This is a genomic window from Pseudomonas sp. RIT-PI-S, assembly GCF_025642975.1.
Classification (GTDB): Bacteria; Pseudomonadota; Gammaproteobacteria; order Pseudomonadales; family Pseudomonadaceae; genus Aquipseudomonas.
This window is the reverse complement of the sequence record NZ_JANZKJ010000003.1, coordinates 73,774-91,714: the sequence shown is the minus strand read 5'-3', so window position 1 is coordinate 91,714 and position 17,941 is coordinate 73,774. Positions and strand designations below refer to the sequence as shown.

Sequence of the window (17,941 nt, the reverse complement as noted above, 5' to 3'; positions counted from 1 at the left end):
CCGCCCGCCTCAACACACCTCACCCGCCGCATGCCCCGATGCCCAGGCCCACTGGAAGTTAAAACCACCCAGGTGCCCGGTGACGTCCAGCACTTCGCCGATGAAATACAGCCCTGGGCTTTTCAGGGATTCGAGCGTCTTGGACGACACTTCGCGCGTATCGACGCCGCCCAGGGTGACCTCGGCGGTGCGATAGCCTTCGGTACCGGCTGGCACCAGTTGCCACTCGCTGAGCTGGGCTGCCAGTGCCTGCAACTGCGGCGGGGTGTATTGCTTCATCGGGCGGGATTCGAACCACTGCTCGCACAACAATTGCGCCATCTTGCGGGTGAACAGGTCGCCCAGCACGGTGCGCAGCTCTGCATTGGGCCGTTCTGCCTGCTGGGCCTGTAGCCAATCCAGGGCGTTATGGTCCGGCAACAGGTTGATGCTGACCGTATCGCCCGGCGCCCAGAACGACGACACCTGCAAAATCGCTGGGCCACTCAGCCCGCGATGGGTGAACAACAGGTTTTCTCGGAAACTCTGCCCGTTACAACTGGCGATGCAGTCTACCGAAGTACCGCTCAGCTCGGTGCACAGTGCCTTGAGCTGGTCGGTGATAGTGAAGGGCACCAGCCCGGCACGGGTGGGCAGCACGTTGTGGCCAAATTGCCGTGCCAGCTGATAGCCGAAGCCGGTGGCGCCCAGGGTAGGAATGGACAGCCCGCCGGTGGCCACCACCAGCGATTGGCAATTCAGGGCCCCACCACTGGTGAGCAGGCGATAGCCCCCGGCTACTGTGGCCACCTCCTGCACACTGGTGTTCAAGCGCACCTCGGCGCCGGTGCGTTCGCATTCAGCCAGCAGCAGGCCGAGGATGTCGCTGGCCTTGTTGTCGCAGAACAGCTGGCCGAGTTTCTTCTCGTGGTAAGGCACGCCATACCCCGCTACCAGGCCGATGAAATCCCACTGCGTATAGCGCGCCAGGGCCGACTTGCAGAAGTGCGGGTTCTGCGAAAGGAAGTTGGCAGGCTCCGTATACAGGTTGGTGAAATTGCAGCGGCCGCCGCCAGACATCAGGATCTTCTTCCCGGCTTTGTTGGCGTGGTCCAGCACCAGCACCCTACGCCCACGCGCGGCCGCGGTGGCGGCGCACATTAGCCCGGCGGCGCCAGCGCCAAGAACGATGACGTCTAGGGTCACAGCAGGCGCACCCGCAGGGAGCGGCCTTTGATCTTGCCCTTGTTGAGGCGGTCCAGGGCTTGCTTGGCGACCCCGCGCTCCACCGCCACGAACGCCTGGTAGTCGAAGATGGCGATCTTGCCGACCTGGGCGCCTGGAATGCCGGCGTCACCTGTGAGCGCGCCCAGGATGTCTCCAGGGCGCACCTTGTCCTTGCGCCCACCAGCGATGCACAAGGTCGCCATCGGTGGCACCAGCGGGCCGTCGCCACGGTTTTTCAGCTCTTCCAGCGGGCGCCAGTTCACCTGGGCCTTCTGCAGCGCTTCGATGGCTTGGGCGCGGTGCGCCTCGGCCGGCGCCACCAGGCTCACCGCTATGCCGCTTTCGCCGGCACGGCCGGTGCGGCCGATGCGGTGAATATGAATCTCCGCATCCCGGGCCAGCTCCACGTTGATGACCAGGTCCAGGCCTTCGATGTCGATACCGCGCGCGGCCACGTCCGTGGCGACCATGACCGTGGTCGAGCGGTTGGCGAACAGCGCCAGTACCTGGTCGCGATCCCGCTGTTCCATGTCGCCATGCAGGGCGCTGGCGCTGATGCCTTTGCTGGTCAGCAGGTCGGTAAGCTCCTGGCACTGCTGGCGGGTGAAGCAGAACGCCACGCAGCTCTGGGGCCGGAAGTGCCCCAGCACTTTGAGCACCGAGCTCAGGCGTTGCTCGGCATCCACTTCATAGAAGCGCTGTTCGATCTTGCGATCGTCGTGCAGGGCCGCCACCTTGACCGTGCGTGGGTTGCGCATGAACCGCGCTGCCAGCGCCTCGATACCGCTCGGGTAGGTCGCCGAAAACAGCAGCGTTTGCCGCCGGCTGGGGGTTTGCTCGATGATCGCCGAGATGGCGTCGACGAAACCCATGTCCAGCATGCGATCGGCTTCGTCGAGCACCAGCGTATTGAGGCCGCTCAACACCAGGGTGCCTTTATCCAGGTGCTGCTGCACCCGCCCGGGGGTGCCGACGATGATGTGCGCGCCATGCTCCAGCGAACCCACTTGCGGGCCGAAGGGCACGCCGCCGCACAGCGTCAGCACCTTGATGTTGTCCTCGGCGCGGGCCAGCCGGCGCAGCTCTTTGGCCACCTGGTCGGCCAACTCCCGTGTAGGGCACAGCACCAAGGCCTGGCAGCCGAAGTAGCGCGGGTTGATCGGGTTGAGCAGGCCGATGCCGAAGGCGGCGGTTTTGCCGCTGCCGGTGCTGGCCTGGGCGATCAGGTCGGCGCCCTCGAGGATGACCGGCAGGCTATGCGCCTGGATCGGTGTCATTTGCGTGTAGCCCAGCGATGCCAGATTGGCGAGCATCGCTGGCGACAGCGGCAGGGTTTCGAAGGCGGTGGCGGTCACGGAGCGGTCCTGCAAAAAAAATGTGGCGCAGTTTAGCAGCCCGTGGCCGAACTCCCTATGCGTCTGGCCCTGGAGGCGGACGAACAGCGCGGCGGCCGACGTCGGGTGACAGCTGAACGAAGATGGTCGCCGCGAACATGGCCATCAAGCCGATGGTCAGGAAGGTGAGATGGAACGCCCCTAGGATGTTGTCCACGCCGTCGCGCCCGATGGAGGACTCGAAGCCGCCCAACAGAGCACCGGCGCAGGCGACGCCCAGGCTCATGGACAGCTGCGCCACCACCGAGAGCAAGCTGTTGCCGCTGCTGGCCTCCTGGTCGCCCAGGTCGATGAGGGTGACGGTGTTCATGGCGGTGAACTGCATGGAGTTGATCGCGCCCAATACGGCCAGGTGCGCTAGCAGCAAAGGGTAAGGCGTGTCGGCGTCCACCAGGCCCAGGCTGGCCAGTAGCACGCCCAGGGCCAGGGTGTTGGCGGTGAGAATTCCTCGATAGCCAAAGCGCTCGATCAGCGGGCGCGCCAGAGATTTGGCAAGCATTGCCGCCGCAGCCAAGGGGATCATGCTCATCCCGGCCTGGGAGGGCGAATAACCCATACCCACTTGCAACAGCAAGGGCACCAGGAAGGGCAGTGCGCCCGAGCCAAGCCGGGCGAAAAGGTTGCCCAGGATGCCTACGGCGAAGCTGCGGGTGCGGAACAGGCGGGCGGAGAACAACGGCGCTTCCATATGCACTGCGCGCAGCCAGTAAGCGGCCAGACAGGCCATGCCGGCGAAGAGCAGCAGCATCACCCGCAAATGGGGCAGGTTGAGCTCGCCCAGGCCTTCCATGGCAATGGTGATCAGCACCATGGCCGCGCCGAACAGGCCAAAGCCCAAGCCGTCGAAGCGCGTTCGACCGCCACCGGGCAGCTCCGGCAGCAAGCGGTGCACCGCCATGCAACCCAGAATGCCCACTGGCAGGTTGATCAGGAAGATCCAGTGCCAGGTGAGGTATTCCACCATCCAGCCGCCTAGCGTTGGCCCCATCAGCGGGCCTAGCAGCCCGGGCACGGTGATGAAGCTCATGATGCGCACCAGCTCTGAGCGGGGATAGGCCCGCAAGACCACCAGCCTACCCACCGGCAGCAGCAGGGCACCGCCCAGGCCTTGCAACACGCGCGCGGCGACCAGCATCGGCAGGCTGGGCGACACCGCACACACCAGCGAGCCAAAGGTGAACAAAGCGATCGCGCTGAAGAACACCCGCTTGATCCCGAAGCGGTCGGCGACCCACCCCGATGCCGGGATCAACAACGCCACGGTCAACATGTAGGCGATCACCACCGACTGCATGCGCAGGGGGTCCTCGGCCAAGTCACGGGCCATGGCTGGCAGCGCGGTGTTGAGAATGGTGCCGTCGAGCGATTGCATGAAGAAGGCAATCGCTACGACCCAGGGGATCCAGCGGGCTGTGGCGGGGTCAAGGGGGGCGGAGCTAGGCATGGCACCTCTCTGAGTGGGGAGCACTGCGGATGATGGCCGCTCCCCAGGGCATCAGAGCGTCAACCGCAGGCGGCTGACCAGTGCGCCGGGCAAGTGGCTTGAAGCGGTATGGCGTTGCTCGTACGTATCGGTGGAAACGATCAGCTCGCGCTCTTGGGTCAGCGCCAGCAGTTGGTCTCCCAGCAGGTCATAGGCGCTGTCATCGAAGCGCATGGTATCGACCGGGCCCAGGATCTGACCGTCTTCCACCCAAAAAGTGGCGAAGCGGGTGAGGCCGGTCAGGCGGGCCGCCGGCAGGTCGGAGTAGTTCAGGTACCACAGGTTGTTGATGTACAGCCCGCGGCCAAGGGCGGACAGCACGCTGGCCTGCGCCAGTTCGCCCGCCGCCAGGTCAAGCGCGACGGGGGTTTCACGCGGGTCCGCGCCGTTGCAGGGCAGCGAGTATTCAACGGCGCTGCGGCTATTGGTGAGCCGCTCACCGGCCTGGCCGGCTACGATCAGCGCCAGGTTTTGCCGTTCGCGCCCTTCGTCGCTGAAGGCCGGGCTAAGCGAGCCGGTGACCTGCTCGTTCAACGTAATTTGAGGGCTGAGCCGCGCCTGGCCGGCATACAGCTTTTGCAAAGGGCTTGCCTGGCTGGCGAGCGCCTGAGCGGAAAAGCCGCCCTCAGCCAACATGCCGAACAATTCGGCCATGGCGGCGGGGGCGAGGTACGCGCGGTGGTCGCCAGGCTTGACCGTGATCGCGGGCAAGCCAAGGTAGCTCAGTTGCTCACGCCCCTGGCTGAGCCGTTGGTGGAAGACTTCGGGGTTCCAGGCGGAGGTTGCCAATGTGCTCTTAACCGCCTGGCCGTTGCGGTGGAACAGGCTCCAGTCCAGGTGCAGGTTGCTAGCCTGGTGCCAGCCGAATGCACCAGCGCTGCTGGCAAAACCCCTGTAGATCGGCCCGCTGGCCAGAACGCCGACCAGGTCCAGCCCTTTGGCGGCGTCGCACACCTCCCGCGCTACCGCTGCCGCCTGCACCTCGGCTGGGGCTGCGTGCACCGTGCCGCGCACTTCCCAGCGCTCACGGTTCAGCGCCAGCCAGGGATCAGCCGGCAACAGCGGCAGCAGTTGCCGCAGCCGCGAGACCCCGTTCTGCACGTGCTCCACGTCCTCGCGGCCCCCGGCCAAGGTCAATTGCAGGCTGGCCTCTCGCTCGCCATCGTCCAGCACGAGGGTCAGCACCGCTTGGCGCACGTGCCCCGCCTGGCGAACCAAGGCTTGGTTGAAGCGGATGAATTCCGAGGTTTCCGCTGCCAGAGAAAGGCTCAGGTGCTCGCCACTGCCGAGGCCAGCGAAGGCGGCGTGGGCAATCTGCTCGAAACGGTCTGCGTTCATGCTTCCCGCCCGCCAAACACGTCGATGTCGGCAAACAGGCAAGCCGGCGAGGCATGGCCCACTCGGATCACCTGGTTAGGTTCCCCCTTGCCACAGTAAGGCGTGCCGAGCACCTCGAAGGTATGCCGGTCGCCCACGCCTTTGAGGCTGCGCCAGAAGTTAGCGGAAATGCCTCGGTAATTTGGGTTCTTCACCACCGCGCCCAAGGCTCCGTTCTCAATCAACTGGCCCCATTGGCAACCGAACTGGAACTTGTTGCGAGCATCGTCGATGGACCAGGAGCGGTTGGTTTGCATCAGGATGCCGCGCTCCACCCGGCCGATCATCGCTTGGAGCGATTCATTGCCAGGCTCGATATTAAGGTTAGCCATACGGTCGATGGGCGGGCGGTTCCAGCTCGAGGCCCGGCTATTGGCCACGCCAGGCAGGCCGCTGCGCAGGGCAGACAAAGCGCTGCCCAGCGGCCGCTGAAGAATGCCATCGCGGATCAGCCAGGCCTTGCTCGCGGCGGTGCCCTCGTCGTCGAAGCCATAGCTGGCAAGCTGTTCCGGCAGCGAGGGATCGAAGGTGACATTCAACAGGGGGGAACCGTAGCGCAGGTTGCCGAAGTCTTCTGCGCGCACGAAGCTGGTGCCGGCGTAATTGCGCTCGTCCCCCAGAATGCGGTCCAGCTCCAACGGGTGGCCGATGGACTCGTGAATCTGCAGGGTCATTTGGTCTGGCATCAGTAAAAGATCGCGCACTCCCGCTGGCGCATTGGGGGCGAGCAGCAGCTGCAGCGCTTCGTCGGCCACCCGCGCGGCACTACCCGTCATGGCAATGCGTTCGAGCACGTCCATGCCGCCTTGCTGGCCGAAGTTTTCCCGGCCCAGGGTGCGGGTTTGGCTGTCGCTAGCATCGGCGGCAGTTACGCTCACACCTGGGTACACGAAGCGAAACGCCTGGCGCAGCTCGGCACCCGCGCTATTGAAATACAGCTGTTCCAGCTCGGTTACGCCAAGGCCGGTCTCCCAGCTGGCAAAACGAGGATCCGTCGGCACCTGCCCAGCTTCTGCCAGCAGCACCCCAAGGCAATCGCGCACGCTGGCAAAAGGCTGCGTTACCCCGGGGGCGAGGTAGTCGTGGCAGCCCTCGGCCGGCGCCAGCGCGGTGGTGTTTACCAGGTTGAAGCGGGCCAGGTCGCGGGCGAGCGCCTCGGCACGGTCGAGGGCGCGCTGCAACCCCGTTTGGGACAGGTCGCTGGTAGCTGCATAGGCTTCGCAGCCGCCGACCCTTGCAACGAGCATGGCGCCTTCATCCAGCGCGAGCTGGGGCGGCTGCGCCACATTCCGGCGTACGCACAGGTATTGGCTGGCCTGGCGTACATGGCGCAGAACGTGGGCGTCCGCCGCCGTGCTCAGCGCAGCGAAACGCTGACGCAGGGTCGCCGTGAGGGCAAACAACGAACCGCTCAGATCGGGCACCCTTTAGCTCGCAGGATAGCGTCGAAGCGGTTTGGGTCGAGGGTTCCGTTGGCAATGCCTTCGAGGGTCGCGCGCTCCCGGGCCAGAAGGTCGTTGCAGCGCTGAACCAGCTCCGGCAGCTCTGCGCGTGCCGCGGCCACCACGCCGTCGCCGTCGCCGATCATCAGGTCGCCGGGCATCACCAGCATCCCCGCGCAAGAGATCGGTACGTTGATCTCGCCCCCGCCATCGGTGCTGGGGCCACGGTGTACCGCGCCAATCGCATACACCGGCAGCTCGCCGGTTTGCCATTCGTCCACATCGCGCAGCGCGCCGTTGATCACCACTCCGGCGATACCGGCCTTCAAGGCCATGGCTCGCATGATGCCGCCGAACACGGCGCGGGTGAGGTCGGCGCTGCCGTCGATAACCAGCACGTCGCCGGGGCGGGCCATTTGCATGGCCTTGAGGATCATCAGGTTATCGCCCGGGCGTACCCGCACCGTCAGCGCACTTCCGAGCATCGGCTTGTTGCCGTGGAAGGCCTTGAGGCCCAGGCCGCCAACGTTGCGGCCGAGGCAGTCGCTTACCGCCGCGGCGGGGATCTTGGAAAACTCGCCCAGCCATTTCGGGTCGAGGGGCTCGACGTTAGGGTTGATCATGTAGCCGGCGGGCCATTTGCTCGAAGAAACGACATCAAACATGGGGAGCCTCGGGCTGGCCTGTGCCAGCGTAACGGGGTAACTGTTCTTTAGGATCAACAAGCTTAGGCCCGCCCCGCAGTACACCGCAAGCGCTCGCCAATCATTGGCTTAACGGGGGCTGAATCGTTGTAGCAGCAGCGCTTGCCGCTAAAGATCGCGCCAGAGCGAGTCGAAGTCTTCGTCGCGGCTGGCCGCATCTGGGCTGGCGGGTTTGGCCGGGGCAGGCGCCGCTTGTTCGGCGAAGCGATATTCGAACTGATTGAAGCTGCCCGTGCTGGCAAGCCCCTTCAGCAGCTGCGCACGGTGCTCTTCGCCATTGGTGTTGAGGATGATCTTGTGGCCCACCTGGAACGGCAGGCGCGGCGCCAGCAGGGTCGCGGGGATGTCGATAGCACGGATCTCCGGCAGCACCAGGCCTCTGAGGTACTCACTGTGAGGGTCGTCACCGCGCACCAGTTGCAGGCCGCAGGGCTGGGCGTGGGGCGCGATCAGTTCGATGCCCATCTGCGTGCCACCGTCGCGCACCTGGCGGATCCAGCGCACCACCGCCACGCTCCAGCCCTGTGACGGGGCGTCCTGAATGCCCACCAGTTCGCCCGCCTGCAGCTGGGATGGCACCTCTTTGCGCCATGCCAGGCAGTAACCGCCCGGGCTGTGGTTGACGATTTGCAGGCTGTAGGTCGGAAATTCACGGCCCTGGCCTTGGGCAGCGGGGCGCTCAGGCTGGTATTCGATCTCTTCCAGGGCCGGCACCTCTATCACCGGCCCCCACACGCCTTGCTTGCCCAGCGCACTGAACTGCGCCGACGTGCTGCTCCCCGGCAGGCCGAGCTGCTCGCCGAAGGTACGCTCTCCGCCCAGGTAATAGTGCATCGCGCTCATGCCGATACACACCGTGAGATTGCCTTGCCCTGGCGTGCGCTCGAACGTGCGCTCGGCCACATTGCCCCAGGCCGCAGCCACGTGTTGCAGCAGGTCGGTGCTTACGCCTACCGGCACCTGCAGGCGAGCCTGGGGGCGTTGCTCGATCGGCAGCGCCAGGTATTCCTTGATCTGGTGGGCGAGCAGCGTGGTATCGAGCCCCAATAGATCGGGCAACTGCGCTTCTTCGAAGAGGGTCTTGTAGCGCGGCGGGCCGTCGGTGGCCGGTGCCACGGCGAACAGGCTGCTGGCAGCCAGCGCCGGCTGTACCCGGGCGTATTGGCTCCAGCCTTCGAGCATTTCAGCCAGGCGCATGATCGCGCTCTGGCGCATCTGGTTACATCGTGAGCTACCCAGCAGCAGTGCCGCTACGTAGGCCTGCTCGGGCGTCAGGGCTTTTACGCCGTGGGCCAGGCCATCGGCTACCGAGGTGTGCTGGACCTTATGCTCGCACGCCACCAGGTACAGGTGGTGCATCTCCAGCCATAGCCGTTCTGGCACAGGGCAATACAGCAGGCATGAGCGCACCAGCGGGCCGTACAGGCAGTGGACAGCGCGCTGCACGGAAATCGCCAGCGCGGTCGAATGCTCGCGGCTCGCCGAAGCCACTCGCACCACGATGATCTTGTAGCCGGCGGCGAGGTGGTTCTGTAACGCCTGGCACAGGTTGGCGACCTTGCGCGCGCGCTCATCCAGCACGATGGCCTGGTTGAGGAAGTGCCGTTCCAGCTGCTTGCACACGTAATACACTTCCGGGCGCAGCAGCTCGAGCAGTTGCAAGCGGTTTTCGCTTGGGGTCACCAGCTGGTTCAGCTCGGTAAGGCCCTGGTACAGCAGCCGCGCGGTTTCACCGATGTTCGCCTTGGGCAGCTCGGAGATCCATCGCTTCAGGTCACGCGGGTTCGCCTCGCAGAACGACAACGTGTTCTGCGAAGGGCTCGGAGCGCGTAACGAGAGATGGGGGCTGGGGCGAAGCATCCAGTGATTCCTGATCATCGTACGAAGCGTGCGCGGCTTCGGTCCGGAAACGCATGGCCATTATCGGGGTGACGTCTATCGGACTCTAACAGCATCGTGATTACGTCGCACGTTGACGCAAAATATATCATTGCGCCATGGCGGGCACGCCCAGGGCTTGCCCCATGCGCACCGGCGACACCGCGGCGAGTTCGGCGCCCCAGGTGACCTGGTCCGGCCCGAACAGCATGATCACGGTAGAACCCAACTTGAAGCGACCCATTTCGGCGCCTTTTTCCAGATGGATCGGCCCACGCGCGGCTTCGTCGTAACGCCAGTTCTTCAACGTGCGCTTCGGCGGAGTGACCAGCCCTGCCCATACCGTCTCGATGGAGGCGACGATCATCGCACCCACCAACACCATGGCCATCGGCCCACGTTCGGTGTCGAACAGGCAAACGACCCGCTCGTTACGGGCGAACAGCTCGGGCACGTTTTCGGCGGTGGTCTGGTTTACCGAGAAGATACGCCCCGGCACGTAGATCATTTCACGCAGGGTGCCGGCCAGCGGCATGTGGACGCGGTGGTAATCGCGTGGCGAGAGGTAGACGGTGGCGAACTGGCCGCCCATGAACGCCGCCGCGTGCGCCGGATCGCCCCCGAGCAGCTCCAGCACGCTGAAGCTGTGGCCCTTGGCCTGGAACACGCGGCCATGCTCGATGGGGCCCATCTGGCTGATTGCACCGTCGGCGGGCGAGAGAATGGCACCAGGCGTTGGGTCCAGCGGGCGAGCCCCAGGCTTGAGCGCACGGGTGAAGAAGGCATTGAAGTGCTCGTAGGCGGTAAGGTCTTCGACCTGCGCCTCGCTCATGTCCACGTTGAAGCGCCGGGCGAACCAGCCGGTGAAGGCGTTCTTCAGCCAGCGCACGCGACACTCTGCCACGCAGCCGGCCAGCCGCGACAGCAGGTGATGGGGTAGGAGGTACTGGGAGAGAATAAACAACCGATCTTTCATCAAGGAACCCTTAAACTTCGACAGGGGTATCAGGCAGGTTGCCCCATTCGCCCCAGGAACCGGCGTAGGCTTTGACCCGAGGGTAACCAAGTGCCTTTGCAGCCAGATAGGTGAAGCCGGACCTGTGGTGGGTCTGGCAGTGAGTGATGATTTCTTTGTCGGGCGTGATGCCCAGGCGTTCCAGCACTTGCGGCAGATCGCGACGGATGCGCAAGCTGCGGGCAGCATCCATGCCTGCGGTCCATTCGAAATTCACCGCCCCGGGAATGTGCCCGCCGCGCGCGGCCACGCGTTTTTCGCCAGAGTACTCCAGCGGCCCGCGGGCATCCCAGATGGCCAGGTCTGCGGCGCCCAGGCGCCCCCGCAGGTAATCGAGCGTGGCGGTGGGCTCATCGCTCAGGGTGATGCTGGCAAGGCCCGCGTGGGCCGCTGGAACCTCGGTGCTCAGCGGGTGCCCCTCGGCCTGCCAGGCGAGCAGGCCACCATCGAGGTAGTGATAGCGGCTGTGGTCGAGCACATCGAGCAGCCAGATGAAACGCCCAGCCCAGCCGCCGCCTTCGTCGTCGTACACCACGTAGGTGACGTCCGGGCCATGACCGAGTTCGCCGAACAACTGGCTCAGGCTGTCGACGCTTGGCAGCAGCCCTGGCGCCGGAGGCGTTCCCAGTTGGGTGCGGGCGGGCGCAACGAAGTGAGCGCCAGGAATATGCCCGGCGGCATAGCGCGCCTGGCTGGTGAGGTCGACCACCACAAGCCCGGGCGCGCCTAGCCGCGCCGCCAGGTCCACAGGTTCGATTACCAGCCCAAGGCCAGAAAAATCAGCCATCCAAGCGTCCCCTCGGGGTGATCAAAAGCCGGATTGTAGCGCAACCGTTAGCGGCTGCGGTTACTGAACACCGCCAGGGCCCGCTCGATGCACTGGGCGGTCTTGCCGAACGCCTGCACGCTCATCTCGGCCATGGGCAAGCCGCCTTGGTCGGCCAGCAATAGCATCAGCACGCGGTCCTGGCCGGCAATGGAGCGCAGCAGCAAATGCTCGCCACGGAACATCACTCGCAAGCTCGCCGGGATCAGCCGCGATAGCGACGCATTGTTTTCTGGCGTAAGCCGCAATTGCCCTGGGCGCTCGACCAGCCGCTGCAGCAAGGGCGCGTGAGCAAGCACCATGCTCAGTTCGGCGGCGGCCTTGGGCAGGCCGGCAAGCTGCTGGACCCGCAGGTTGGCCTGCGCCTTGTCGACCATCAGCAAAGCAATGCGCTGCATGCCGCACGCTTGCAAGGCTTGGATGGCAACGCCGGCAAGGTGCATGACATTGTTGAAGGGGCTCGGTTCGGCACGCAGGGCAGTGCAGTGCTGCCGCCATAGCGCCAGTGCCTCAGGTGTAGGGCCGGGCGCTGGCAGCAGGCCTGCATGGAGCCGCCGCTCGTTGGCTGGCCACAGCAGCGCCACTGCCGGGTGCCACAGCTGGGGGCCGGCGTGGGCATGCGCGCTCTGCACCGCAAGGGTATGCGTTTGTTGTTGTACCTGGTCCAGTGGCGCCTGAGTGTAAAGCGCAAGGAGCTGTTGCCAGCGCAGTACATGCGCAGTGCCCCAACCTTGTTCGCAGGCCAGGGCCAGCCCGTTGGCCAGCAACACGGTATTGGCGGGCTGGTTCAGCCAGCGGTACAGCTCGGGGTTGGCGTCGAGCTGATGCTGTTGCCCGAGCGGGTCGTCCTGGTCACGAGCGATCAGCATGGCCTTGGCCAGCCAGCGACGCTCCTGGGTCAGGGTGCGGTAGCCCTGGCGCACCCAGGCCGGCAGCCGCCAGTACTCGGCCAGTGCCTCGCACAGGTCGAACACACGTACGCCGAACAGCTCGCGTTCCACGCGGGCGGGGTTCTCGCCTTTGTGCAGTACCCGCAGGTCCCACTCCTCGAAGAGCTTGGGCTCGGTCATCGCCAATGGCCAGAGCGGCGCGAGGAACAACAGGCTGCCCCAATGAACTTCCTGCCATAGCCGCGCCAGCCGGGCACCGAAGAAGCCGCTGGCCTGGGCGGTGGCGTGCTGGCTGATCAACTGCAGCTGACGCAACGGCGCTGGAATGCTCTCCGGCTCCAGCGCGGGCACCCGCTCCAGCAACTCCCCAATACGTTTGAGGCCCAGCCGGTTAAGGGCGATTTCCAGGCTTTCGGCCGGCTCTACCAGGGTCCCGCTGGCCTGCAGGTTGGCTTCACGAATGACGTTGAGCACCAGCGCCGGGCTGTCCTGCATGCATTCGGCGATGTCGCGCAGCGAACTGCGGCTATCGTTGAGGATGGCGCATACGCGCTCGTGGCTGGCCCGGGGTATTGGAATACGGGCGTTCCCGAGCGACTGGACCCATGCTTCGATGTTCTGCTGCCGGACTGCTGACATAGGGCGCGCTGCTCGCTCGAACTGATTTAGGTTTTATACGTAAAGAAGCTACGTTGGCCCAGGCTTCAAAACAGGCTCGGAATGCTCATTTACAATCTGTAAACTCCGCGCCCTTGCCGTTTTTTCTCCCTGCCTGGCTATCGCTCGCCGAGTTTTCGTACAGAACCTAACGAATGATGACTATAGTCTGGCGCAGTTCTGCCGATAGGTAGAAGCAGAGATTGAAACGGCCCCGCGCCAGTTTTTCCACGTTTCGAAGTGTCCTGACCTATGGCTAAAATTATCGGCATCATTGTCGTATTTGCGAGCGTGCTCGGCGGATACGTTCTTTCCCACGGGCAGATCGCGGCCCTGATCCAGCCTTTCGAGGTGATGATCATCGGTGGGGCCGTTCTCGGCGCATTCCTCCAGGCCAACCCTGGATCGATGACTATGCACGTCCTCAAGAAGTCTTTGAAGATGTTCAAGTCTCGCTTCACTCACGCCTTCTATCTAGAAGTGCTGGGGCTTGTCTACGAGATCCTCAACAAGAGCCGGCGCGAAGGCATGATGGCGATCGAGAGCGACATCGAAGATGCCGCGGCCAGCCCCATCTTCGCCAAGTACCCGGCGGTGTTGAACGATACCCGGATGACCGCGTTCATCTGCGATTACCTGCGCATCATGTCGTCGGGCAACATGGCCCCGCACGAGCTCGAGGGCTTGTTCGACATGGAGCTGCTGAGCATGAAGGAAGAACTCGAGCACCCATCGCACGCGGTGCAGGGTATCGCCGACGGCTTGCCAGGCTTCGGTATCGTGGCGGCGGTGTTGGGCATCGTGGTCACCATGGCCTCGCTCGGCGACGGCGACAAGGCAGCCATCGGTGGCCACGTAGGTGCGGCGCTGGTGGGTACCTTCTTCGGTATTCTGGCGGCATACGGTTTCTTCGGCCCGCTGTCGGCCACCCTGGCGCATGACGCCAAGGAAGAGATGAACGTGTTTGAAGCTATCAAGGCTTCGCTGGTTGCCTCGGCGTCCGGCATGCCGCCTACCCTGGCGGTCGAATTCGGCCGCAAGGTGCTCTACCCGGCACACCGTCCGAGCTTCTCCGAGCTTGAACAAGCGGTTCGCGGTCGCTAAGCCATGGAAAATAATCAGCCGATCATCGTCAAGCGCGTAAAGCGCTTCGGCGGCGGGCACCACGGTGGTGCCTGGAAAATTGCCTTCGCCGACTTCGCGACCGCGATGATGGCCTTCTTTCTGGTGTTGTGGCTGTTGTCTGAAGCCACCCCTGAACAGAAGCTCGCCATCGCTGGTTACTTCAAGGACCCGATCGGCTTTACAGAAAGCGGCTCGCCTTATGTGATCGACCTTGGCGGGTCTCCACAGCTGGCGCCGGACCACACCCTGAACCCGGAAACCAAGGACGCTCCGCCCAAGCCTGAGGCCCAGAACCAGGTGACGCCGGACGAAGCAGAAAATATTGCCGAGAAGGTCGAAAAAGACCGCCTCGAGCTGTTGCTGCAAGAGCTGCAGAACAAGGTCGACGAGAACCCGCAGTTGCAGAAGTTCAAGGACCAGATCCTGTTCGAGATTACCCAGGACGGCTTGCGCATCCAGATCATGGACGCGGAAAACCGGCCGATGTTCGACCTTGGTAGCGCGCGGCTCAAGCCGTACTTCGAGGACATCCTTCTGGCGATGGCTGACACCATCAAGGAAGTGCCGAACAAGGTCAGCATCAGCGGCCATACCGACGCCAAGCCATACGCGGCGAGCGCAGACTTCGGCAACTGGGAGCTGTCTTCCAACCGCGCTAACGCCGCGAGGCGCGCGCTGGTAGCGGGCAGCTACCCTGAGACGCAGATCGCTCGGGTAGTGGGCTACGGATCGTCCTCGCTGTTCGACCGCAAGAACCCGCTCAACCCGGTCAACCGCCGCATCGATATCATCGTGTTGACCAAAAAGGCCCAGCGCGATATCGAAGGCGAGCAGCCAGACGGTGCCGATCAGGCCGCTCCGCCTGCCAGCCCAGGCGCGCCCGCACCTGCTGCTCCTGCGCCGGCTCCAGGGCAGCCTGGGCCTGCGGTGCCGGCGGCCAAGCCCACGGCTGGGCCGAGCGCGGCAGTGCAGCCTCGCGACCTACGGGAGAAGCTTAATATCTTCGACAGCGGTGCGTTGAAGATGGAAGCGCCAGGGAAACAACTGTAGGAGCCCGCAAACCGGGGCGCTCAAAGCTCGCAGGGTGGTGCCGGCTCCCGCAAGTCGCCCGATTCCGTAAGCGCGGGCGACTCTCCCTGGCAGGTGGTCAATACCGCTCTTCGGGCAAGCTGGCGATGATTGCCCGGTAGCTGTGCATGCGCTGCGGATGGATGCGCCCATCCTCCAAGGCCTGAAGCAGGGCGCAGCCTGGCTCGCGGTCATGCTTGCAGTCGCGGAAGCGGCAACGCCCGAGCAGGCCGGCGAACTCGATAAAGCCCGCTTCCACGTCATCCCGGCTCACGTGCACCAGGCCAAACTCACGAATCCCGGGGGAGTCGATCAGGTCGCCGCCTTCGGGGAAGTGGAACAGCTTGGCGGTGGTCGTGGTGTGAGTGCCCTGGCCCGACCATTCCGACAATGCGCCTACCCTGGCCTGTGCTTCAGGCAGCAGTTTGTTGACCAGCGAAGACTTGCCCACCCCGGACTGCCCCACGAACACACTGGTGTGCCCCTTGAGCCGCTCCTTGAGCTGCTGCATGCCATCGCCCTCATGGGCAGATACCTCCAGCAGCGGGTAGCCCAGCTGACGGTAAGCCTCCAGCAGGTCGTTGAGGGCAGCTTCGTTGCCCGGGTTGATCAGGTCGGCCTTGTTCAGCAACAACAACGGGCGAATGCCCGCATGTTCAGCGGCGACCAGGTAGCGGTCGATGAGGTTGGCCTGGGGTTCGGGTGCTGGCGCGAACACGATCACGATCAAATCGACGTTGGCCGCAACCGGCTTGAGCTGCCCGCGAGTGTCGGGCCGGCATAATTCGGTACTGCGCGGCAGTTGCGCGACGATCACGCCGATACCTTGGTTGCCCGCGCGCCAGACCACCCGATCGCCGGTAACCATCGCCGGCAGGTTTGCCCGCAAGTGGCAGCGGAACACCTCGCCCGCCCGCTCACCCTGCTGGGCTTCGACTTCGATCTGCACCCCATAGTGGGCGATGACCAGGCCGGTTTCCTCCGGGCCCAGGTCCCCGCCTTCGAGTACATCGACGGCCTGCGACTCGCGCTTGGCGGCGCGCGCAGCGCGTTCGTTCTGGATTTTGTCGATACGCCAGGCCTGGCGACGATTGAGCTGGCGTTTGGCCATGAAAGTCCTGAAAAATAGGCGCGCAAACAGCCGCCAGTGGGTCGAGGCGCGAGTCTAGCACGCGCCGGTAGGCTACACTGCGCAGTCTTGTCGAGGAGATTTCAATGCTCAACCCCACCAACCTGATCTGGATCGATCTGGAAATGACCGGGCTGGATCCGGACAACGACGTCATCATCGAAATGGCGACGATCATCACCGATAGCCAGCTCAATACCCTGGCCGAGGGCCCGGTCATCGCCATTCACCATAGCGATGAAGTGCTGGCGCGCATGGACGAGTGGAATACCCGCCAGCATGGCGGTTCGGGGCTGACCCAGCGAGTGCGCGAGAGCACCGTGAGCATGGCTGATGCCGAGCGCCAGACACTGGCGTTCGTGGAGCAATGGGTACCCAAGGGCAAGTCGCCGATCTGCGGCAATAGCATCTGCCAGGACCGTCGCTTCCTCTATCGCCACATGCCAGCCCTCGAAGGCTATTTCCACTATCGCAACCTGGATGTGTCCACGCTCAAGATCCTCGCCGGCCTCTGGGCCCCCGACGTGCTCGCCAGCCTGAAGAAAGGTGGCAGCCACCTGGCCCTGGACGACATCCGCGAGTCCATTGCCGAGCTGCAGCATTACCGCAAGCACTTCATCAAGGCGTGACGGGGGAGCCGTGGCCATGTTGCGCCAGGGCCCATTCCACATGTTCACGGACAAGTTCCGAGGGGTAGGTTCTGCGCGCCTGCAGGGCCTCGACCACCGCAATGGTGGTGGGGGCATTGCCTAGCCCCACTGCCAGGTTGCGCAGCCAGCGCTCATAGCCGGCGCGGCGTAACGGCGAGCCTTCGGTGTTAGCCAGGAACTGCTGCTCATCCCAGCGAAACAGCGCCGCCAGCTCGGCGTTGTCCAGGCCGTGGCGGGGGCTGAAGTCCCCCTCGGCGGTGGGCCGCGCAAAGCGGTTCCATGGGCATACCAGTTGGCAGTCGTCGCAACCAAATACCCGATTCCCGATCATTGGCCGCAGCGCTTCGGGGATCGACCCTTTGTATTCGATGGTCAGGTAGGAAATGCAACGCCGCGCATCCAGCTGATAGGGGCCAACGAAGGCGTTGGTGGGGCAGATTTCCAAGCAGGCGCGGCAGCTGCCGCAGTGTTCGCTGGCGTGGGGAGCATCCTCGGGCAACGGCAGGTCCACGAACAGCTCGCCCAGAAAGAAGTAGCTACCGGCCTTGCGGTTGAGCACCAGAGTGTTCTTGCCGATCCAGCCCAAGCCCGCTTGCTGGGCGATGGCTTTTTCCAGCACCGGCGCGCTGTCGACGAAGGCGCGATAGCCAAACGGGCCGATCACCGCGCTGATGCGCTCGGAAAGCTGCTGCAGGCGCTTGCGCACCAGCTTGTGATAGTCGCGGCCCAGGGCATAGCGGGAGATATACGCCGTTTCCCGCTGCGCCAGGCGCTCAGCCATGCGAGTGTCGCCTGGCAGGTAATCCATGCGCACCGACACCACCCGCAAGGTGCCAGGCACCAGCTCGTCCGGGCGCCAGCGCTTGCTGCCATGGGCCGCCATATAGTCCATTTCGCCATGGTGGCCTGCCTCCAGCCAGCGCTGCAGGTGCTGCTCATGTTCGCCCAGGGTCAAGCCGCTGATGCCCACTTGCTGGAAGCCCAGCTCGCGGCCCCAGGCCTTGATGGACGAGACGAGTTCAGTAAGGTCGATAACGGCGGCGGACATGAGAAGGGAGAAACCCAGGCATAGGTGCGTATAATTCTGCCAGACATCC

General features: G+C 64.3%; 15 protein-coding genes. 3 read left to right on the top strand and 12 right to left on the bottom strand.

The window, feature by feature from the left end; genetic code table 11:
- Positions 1–9: 9 nt before the first annotated feature.
- The 10 genes from OGL93_RS06425 to OGL93_RS06380 form a co-directional block, all read right to left on the bottom strand.
- The gene (locus OGL93_RS06425; RefSeq protein WP_263261609.1) at positions 10–1,185 is read right to left on the bottom strand and encodes an NAD(P)/FAD-dependent oxidoreductase; all 1,176 of its coding nucleotides are present in this window, start codon (positions 1,183–1,185) and stop codon (positions 10–12) included.
- Positions 1,182–2,519, bottom strand: a complete 1,338-nt coding sequence (dbpA, locus tag OGL93_RS06420) for an ATP-dependent RNA helicase DbpA (RefSeq protein ID WP_263261948.1) — start codon at positions 2,517–2,519, stop codon at positions 1,182–1,184. Before dbpA ends, OGL93_RS06425 begins: the two co-directional genes overlap by 4 nt.
- A gap of 97 nt (positions 2,520–2,616) precedes the next feature.
- Positions 2,617–4,044, bottom strand: a complete 1,428-nt coding sequence (gene mdtD / locus OGL93_RS06415) for a multidrug transporter subunit MdtD (protein ID WP_263261608.1) — start codon at positions 4,042–4,044, stop codon at positions 2,617–2,619.
- A 51-nt stretch (positions 4,045–4,095) separates the two neighbouring features.
- Positions 4,096–5,421 (bottom strand): metallopeptidase TldD-related protein, encoded by a 1,326-nt coding sequence (locus OGL93_RS06410; RefSeq protein ID WP_263261607.1) that lies wholly within the window; start codon positions 5,419–5,421, stop codon positions 4,096–4,098.
- Positions 5,418–6,863 (bottom strand): TldD/PmbA family protein, encoded by a 1,446-nt coding sequence (locus tag OGL93_RS06405; RefSeq protein ID WP_263261947.1) that lies wholly within the window; start codon positions 6,861–6,863, stop codon positions 5,418–5,420. The genes OGL93_RS06410 and OGL93_RS06405 overlap by 4 nt, the downstream gene beginning before the upstream one ends.
- Positions 6,864–6,871: 8 nt before the next feature.
- On the bottom strand, positions 6,872–7,567 hold the full coding sequence (locus tag OGL93_RS06400; RefSeq protein ID WP_263261606.1) for an RraA family protein: 696 nt from the start codon (positions 7,565–7,567) through the stop codon (positions 6,872–6,874).
- 147 nt (positions 7,568–7,714) lie between these two features.
- Positions 7,715–9,466, bottom strand: a complete 1,752-nt coding sequence (locus tag OGL93_RS06395) for a molecular chaperone (RefSeq protein ID WP_263261605.1) — start codon at positions 9,464–9,466, stop codon at positions 7,715–7,717.
- Positions 9,467–9,593: 127 nt separating this feature from the next.
- Entirely contained in the window at positions 9,594–10,460 is an 867-nt protein-coding gene (gene asd, locus OGL93_RS06390) for an archaetidylserine decarboxylase (RefSeq protein ID WP_263261603.1), read from the bottom strand.
- Between the two features lie 10 nt (positions 10,461–10,470).
- Positions 10,471–11,286, bottom strand: coding sequence for a rhodanese-like domain-containing protein (locus OGL93_RS06385; RefSeq protein ID WP_263261602.1), 816 nt, complete (start codon positions 11,284–11,286; stop codon positions 10,471–10,473).
- 47 nt (positions 11,287–11,333) lie between these two features.
- Positions 11,334–12,854 carry an HDOD domain-containing protein gene (locus tag OGL93_RS06380; RefSeq protein ID WP_263261601.1) on the bottom strand — a complete coding sequence of 507 codons (1,521 nt, stop codon included), beginning with the start codon at positions 12,852–12,854 and terminating at the stop codon, positions 11,334–11,336.
- Between the two features lie 270 nt (positions 12,855–13,124).
- Between OGL93_RS06380 and motA the strand changes: the two genes are divergently transcribed.
- Both motA and motB read left to right on the top strand, forming a co-directional pair.
- The gene (gene motA, locus OGL93_RS06375) at positions 13,125–13,976 is read left to right on the top strand and encodes a flagellar motor stator protein MotA (RefSeq protein WP_263261600.1); all 852 of its coding nucleotides are present in this window, start codon (positions 13,125–13,127) and stop codon (positions 13,974–13,976) included.
- A 3-nt stretch (positions 13,977–13,979) separates the two neighbouring features.
- Entirely contained in the window at positions 13,980–15,047 is a 1,068-nt protein-coding gene (gene motB / locus OGL93_RS06370) for a flagellar motor protein MotB (protein ID WP_263261599.1), read from the top strand.
- A 97-nt stretch (positions 15,048–15,144) separates the two neighbouring features.
- Here the strand turns inward: motB and rsgA are convergent, their stop codons facing one another.
- The gene (rsgA, locus tag OGL93_RS06365) at positions 15,145–16,176 is read right to left on the bottom strand and encodes a small ribosomal subunit biogenesis GTPase RsgA (RefSeq protein ID WP_263261597.1); all 1,032 of its coding nucleotides are present in this window, start codon (positions 16,174–16,176) and stop codon (positions 15,145–15,147) included.
- 104 nt (positions 16,177–16,280) lie between these two features.
- Here rsgA and orn point away from each other — a divergent pair, with 104 nt between their 5' ends.
- The gene (orn, locus tag OGL93_RS06360) at positions 16,281–16,823 is read left to right on the top strand and encodes an oligoribonuclease (RefSeq protein ID WP_263261596.1); all 543 of its coding nucleotides are present in this window, start codon (positions 16,281–16,283) and stop codon (positions 16,821–16,823) included.
- On the opposite strand, the gene queG is transcribed toward orn, so the two are convergent.
- Positions 16,813–17,892: a tRNA epoxyqueuosine(34) reductase QueG gene (queG, locus tag OGL93_RS06355; RefSeq protein ID WP_263261594.1), complete on the bottom strand. Its 1,080-nt coding sequence runs from the start codon at positions 17,890–17,892 to the stop codon at positions 16,813–16,815. The genes orn and queG overlap by 11 nt on opposite strands.
- Between the last annotated feature and the right edge of the window lie 49 nt (positions 17,893–17,941).